Below are 5,402 nucleotides of genomic sequence, written 5' to 3'. Positions count from 1 at the left end.
GGTGTGCGTGCGAAACTTGAGAACTCAACAGTGTGCCACATGTCGATGCCAAATTATCCCGGCATCCTCCGTTTGGGGGGTGCAGGATTCCTTTGGTTGACAACGAAATGTCAGTGACATTTTGTTCGATGTCAGAGATTTAACTGGTCTTTTCGGAGACTTACTCTGTATTGACGTAAGCCTGCTTCGGTGGGGTTGCAACAATCATTTACGGAGAGTTTGATCCTGGCTCAGGACGAACGCTGGCGGCGTGCTTAACACATGCAAGTCGAACGGTGAACCCCAGCTTGCTGGGGGGATCAGTGGCGAACGGGTGAGTAACACGTGAGTAACCTGCCCCAGACTCTGGGATAAGCCTTGGAAACGAGGTCTAATACCGGATATGCAACATCTCCGCATGGAGCGTGTTGGGAAAGTTTTTCGGTCTGGGATGGACTCGCGGCCTATCAGCTTGTTGGTGAGGTAATGGCTCACCAAGGCGACGACGGGTAGCCGGCCTGAGAGGGCGACCGGCCACACTGGAACTGAGACACGGTCCAGACTCCTACGGGAGGCAGCAGTGGGGAATATTGCACAATGGGCGCAAGCCTGATGCAGCGACGCCGCGTGGGGGATGAAGGCCTTCGGGTTGTAAACCCCTTTCAGCAGGGAAGAAGCGAGAGTGACGGTACCTGCAGAAGAAGCGCCGGCTAACTACGTGCCAGCAGCCGCGGTAATACGTAGGGCGCAAGCGTTGTCCGGAATTATTGGGCGTAAAGAGCTCGTAGGCGGTCTGTCGCGTCTGCTGTGAAAACCCGAGGCTCAACCTCGGGCCTGCAGTGGGTACGGGCAGACTAGAGTGTGGTAGGGGAGACTGGAATTCCTGGTGTAGCGGTGGAATGCGCAGATATCAGGAGGAACACCGATGGCGAAGGCAGGTCTCTGGGCCACAACTGACGCTGAGGAGCGAAAGCGTGGGGAGCGAACAGGATTAGATACCCTGGTAGTCCACGCCGTAAACGGTGGGCACTAGATGTGGGGCTCTTTCCATGAGTTCCGCGTCGCAGCTAACGCATTAAGTGCCCCGCCTGGGGAGTACGGCCGCAAGGCTAAAACTCAAAGGAATTGACGGGGGCCCGCACAAGCGGCGGAGCATGCGGATTAATTCGATGCAACGCGAAGAACCTTACCAAGGCTTGACATATACCCTCTACCCCCAGAGATGGGGGGTGCTTCGGCGGGGTATACAGGTGGTGCATGGTTGTCGTCAGCTCGTGTCGTGAGATGTTGGGTTAAGTCCCGCAACGAGCGCAACCCTCGTCCTATGTTGCCAGCACGTAATGGTGGGGACTCATAGGAGACTGCCGGGGTCAACTCGGAGGAAGGTGGGGATGACGTCAAATCATCATGCCCCTTATGTCTTGGGCTTCACGCATGCTACAATGGCCGGTACAAAGGGCTGCGATACCGCAAGGTGGAGCGAATCCCAAAAAGCCGGTCTCAGTTCGGATTGAGGTCTGCAACTCGACCTCATGAAGTCGGAGTCGCTAGTAATCGCAGATCAGCAACGCTGCGGTGAATACGTTCCCGGGCCTTGTACACACCGCCCGTCAAGTCACGAAAGTCGGTAACACCCGAAGCCAGTGGCCCAACTCGTAAGAGAGGGAGCTGTCTAAGGTGGGATTGGCGATTGGGACTAAGTCGTAACAAGGTAGCCGTACCGGAAGGTGCGGCTGGATCACCTCCTTTCTAAGGAGCACCTACCAGTCACCTCGGTGGCTGGTCAGGATCCCATCTCAGAGCCGAATGTGCTCTGGTGGGGCTCATGGATGGAACATCGACATGCGCCGGCAGCCGCCGGACGGCAGACCAGTACACCTTCGGGTAGGAACGTCTGACTGTTCGGGAAGGGTTGTCGGCTGGCACGCTGTTGGGTCCTGAAGGGTCGCACGTCAGTGCAGCTTTTCAGGCCGTACGGCCCGGGCTTCGCCTGGGTTCACGGTCGCGGGCCACCGGACCACATCAAACCGCCGATCCTGTCGGCAGGTGTGTGGAGAGGGTGGGGCCGCCCGTCGTTTGAGAACTGCACAGTGGACGCGAGCATCTTTGATATCTGTGGTCAAGTTTTTAAGAGCACATGGTGGATGCCTTGGCAGCAGGAGCCGAAGAAGGACGTTGTAGCCTGCGATAAGCCTCGGGGAGCTGGCAAACAAGCTGTGATCCGAGGATGTCCGAATGGGGAAACCCCGCTGGAGTCATGTCCAGTGACCCACGCCTGAACACATAGGGCGTGTGGAGGGAACGTCGGGAAGTGAAACATCTCAGTACCGACAGGAAGAGATATTCCGTGAGTAGTGGCGAGCGAAAGCGGATGAGGCCAAACCGTACACGTGTGATACCCGGCAGGGGTTGCGTGTGCGGGGTTGTGGGACCTTTCGGGAAGATCTGCCGGTCTTCCAAGGAGTCAGAAATCCGCGTGATAGTCGAAGGGCATTGAAAGGCCCGGCATAGAGGGTGCGACCCCCGTAGACGAAATCATGCGGACTCCTGAGAGTCATCCCAAGTAGCACGGGGCCCGAGAAATCCCGTGTGAATCTGCAGAGACCACTCTGTAAGCCTAAATACTACCTGCTGACCGATAGCGAATCAGTACCGTGAGGGAAGGGTGAAAAGTACCCCGAGAGGGGAGTGAAATAGTACCTGAAACCGTGTGCTTACAATCCGTCGGAGCCCCCTTGGCTGGGGTGACGGCGTGCCTTTTGAAGAATGAGCCTGCGAGTTAGTGCTCAGTGGCAAGGTTAACCCGTGTGGGGCAGCCGTAGCGAAAGCGAGTCCGAATAGGGCGTTTGAGTCGCTGGGTCTAGACCCGAAGCGAAGTGATCTATCCATGGCCAGGCTGAAGCGCGGGTAAGACCGCGTGGAGGGCCGAACCCACTTGGGTTGAAAACCGAGGGGATGAGCTGTGGATAGGGGTGAAAGGCCAATCAAACTTCGTGATAGCTGGTTCTCCCCGAAATGCATTTAGGTGCAGCGTTGCGTGTTTCTTGCCGGAGGTAGAGCTACTGGATGGCCGATGGGCCCCACCAGGTTACTGACGTCAGCCAAACTCCGAATGCCGGTAAGTGAGAGCGCAGCAGTGAGACTGCGGGGGATAAGCTTCGTAGTCGAGAGGGAAACAGCCCAGAACACCAACTAAGGCCCCTAAGCGTGTGCTAAGTGGGAAAGGATGTGGAGTTGCATAGACAACCAGGAGGTTGGCTTAGAAGCAGCCACCCTTGAAAGAGTGCGTAATAGCTCACTGGTCAAGTGATTCCGCGCCGACAATGTAGCGGGGCTCAAGTACACCGCCGAAGTTGTGTCATTCACACATTGCGCTAGGCCTTCGTGGTCCAGGCGTGTGGATGGGTAGGGGAGCGTCGTGTGGCGGGTGAAGTCGCGGGGTAACCCAGCGGTGGACGCCACACGAGTGAGAATGCAGGCATGAGTAGCGAAAGACGGGTGAGAAACCCGTCCGCCGAATGACCAAGGGTTCCAGGGCCAGGTTAATCCGCCCTGGGTAAGTCGGGACCTAAGGCGAGGCCGACAGGCGTAGTCGATGGACAACGGGTTGATATTCCCGTACCGGCGAAGGACCGCCCATGACGAGGCGGACGATGCTAAGTGCCCAAAGCCGGCGAACCCTTCGGGGGGAGCTCGGTGGCGCGCACGAACCAGATCCGTAGTAGTCAAGCGTAGTAACAGGGGTGACGCAGGAAGGTAGCCGAGCGTGGCGATGGTAGTCCACGTCTAAGGGTGTAGGCCGAACCGTAGGCAAATCCGCGGTTCACTAAGGCTGAGACCTGATGGTGACCCCGTACGGGGGAAATCGGTGATCCTATGCTGCCAAGAAAAACCTCGGCGCGAGGTCCTAGCCGCCCGTACCCCAAACCGACTCAGGTGGTCAGGTAGAGAATACTAAGGCGATCGAGAGAATCGTGGTTAAGGAACTCGGCAAAATGCCCCCGTAACTTCGGGAGAAGGGGGGCCTGAGGCGTGAACCACCTAGCGTGGGGAAGCGTTTGAGGGCCGCAGAGACCAGGGAGAAGCGACTGTTTACTAAAAACACAGGTCCGTGCGAAGTCGCAAGACGATGTATACGGACTGACGCCTGCCCGGTGCTGGAAGGTTAAGAGGAGGGGTCAGCCGCAAGGCGAAGCTCCGAATTTAAGCCCCAGTAAACGGCGGTGGTAACTATAACCATCCTAAGGTAGCGAAATTCCTTGTCGGGTAAGTTCCGACCTGCACGAATGGCGTAACGACTTCTCCGCTGTCTCAACCGCGAACTCGGCGAAATTGCACTACGAGTAAAGATGCTCGTTACGCGCAGCAGGACGGAAAGACCCCGGGACCTTTACTATAGCTTGGTATTGGTATTCGGTGTGGTTTGTGTAGGATAGGTGGGAGACTGTGAAGCCGGAACGCCAGTTTCGGTGGAGTCATTGTTGAAATACCACTCTGATCACTCTGGATATCTAACCTCGGTCCGTAATCCGGATCAGGGACAGTGCCTGGTGGGTAGTTTAACTGGGGCGGTTGCCTCCCAAAGAGTAACGGAGGCGCCCAAAGGTTCCCTCAGCCTGGTTGGCAATCAGGTGGCGAGTGCAAGTGTACAAGGGAGCTTGACTGTGAGACTGACAGGTCGAGCAGGGACGAAAGTCGGGACTAGTGACCCGCCGGTGGCATGTGGAAGCGCCGGCGCTCAACGGATAAAAGGTACCCCGGGGATAACAGGCTGATCCTGCCCAAGAGTCCATATCGACGGCATGGTTTGGCACCTCGATGTCGGCTCGTCGCATCCTGGGGCTGGAGTTGGTCCCAAGGGTTGGGCTGTTCGCCCATTAAAGCGGTACGCGAGCTGGGTTTAGAACGTCGTGAGACAGTTCGGTCCCTATCCGCTGCGCGCGCAGGAAATTTGAGAAAGGCTGCCCCTAGTACGAGAGGACCGGGGTGGACCAACCTCTGGTGTGCCAGTTGTTCCGCCAGGAGCACGGCTGGTTGGCTACGTTGGGAAGGGATAACCGCTGAAAGCATCTAAGCGGGAAGCCTGTTTCAAGATGAGATTTCCAAGGAGCTTGTCTCCTGAAGGCCCCCTACAGACCATGGGGTTGATAGGCCGGACGTGGAAGCGAGGACTAACGACTCGTGAAGCTGACCGGTACTAATAGGCCGACAACTTGACACACACTCAAGTTAGATAAGTAATGCTACGCGTCCACTGTGCGGTTCCCGAACTACGGTCGGAAACCCAACCAAAGTTCCATAGAGTTGCCGCAGCCACAGCGAGAGGGAAACGCCCGGTCCCATTCCGAACCCGGAAGCTAAGCCTCTCAGCGCCGATGGTACTGCACCCGCCAGGGTGTGGGAGAGTAGGACGCTGCGGCACA

Annotated in this window: 3 rRNA genes; all 3 read left to right on the top strand. The window is 57.2% G+C overall.

What is annotated here, in order from left to right:
- Positions 1–207: 207 nt before the first annotated feature.
- The 3 genes from AOM06_RS14245 (at position 208) to rrf (ending at position 5,401) form a co-directional block, all read left to right on the top strand.
- Positions 208–1,728, top strand: a 16S ribosomal RNA gene (locus tag AOM06_RS14245).
- Positions 1,729–2,096: 368 nt separating this feature from the next.
- A 23S ribosomal RNA gene (locus tag AOM06_RS14240) occupies positions 2,097–5,200 on the top strand.
- Between the two features lie 84 nt (positions 5,201–5,284).
- Positions 5,285–5,401 (top strand): 5S ribosomal RNA (gene rrf / locus AOM06_RS14235).
- The 16S, 23S and 5S rRNA genes sit together here, the layout of an rRNA operon.
- Position 5,402: the final 1 nt, after the last annotated feature.

It is taken from the genome of Demequina subtropica, assembly GCF_000971235.1.
GTDB classification, from domain to species: domain Bacteria; phylum Actinomycetota; class Actinomycetes; order Actinomycetales; family Demequinaceae; genus Demequina; species Demequina subtropica.
The sequence above is the reverse complement of the archived record's forward strand: the minus strand, read 5'-3'. Positions and strand labels throughout refer to the sequence as shown.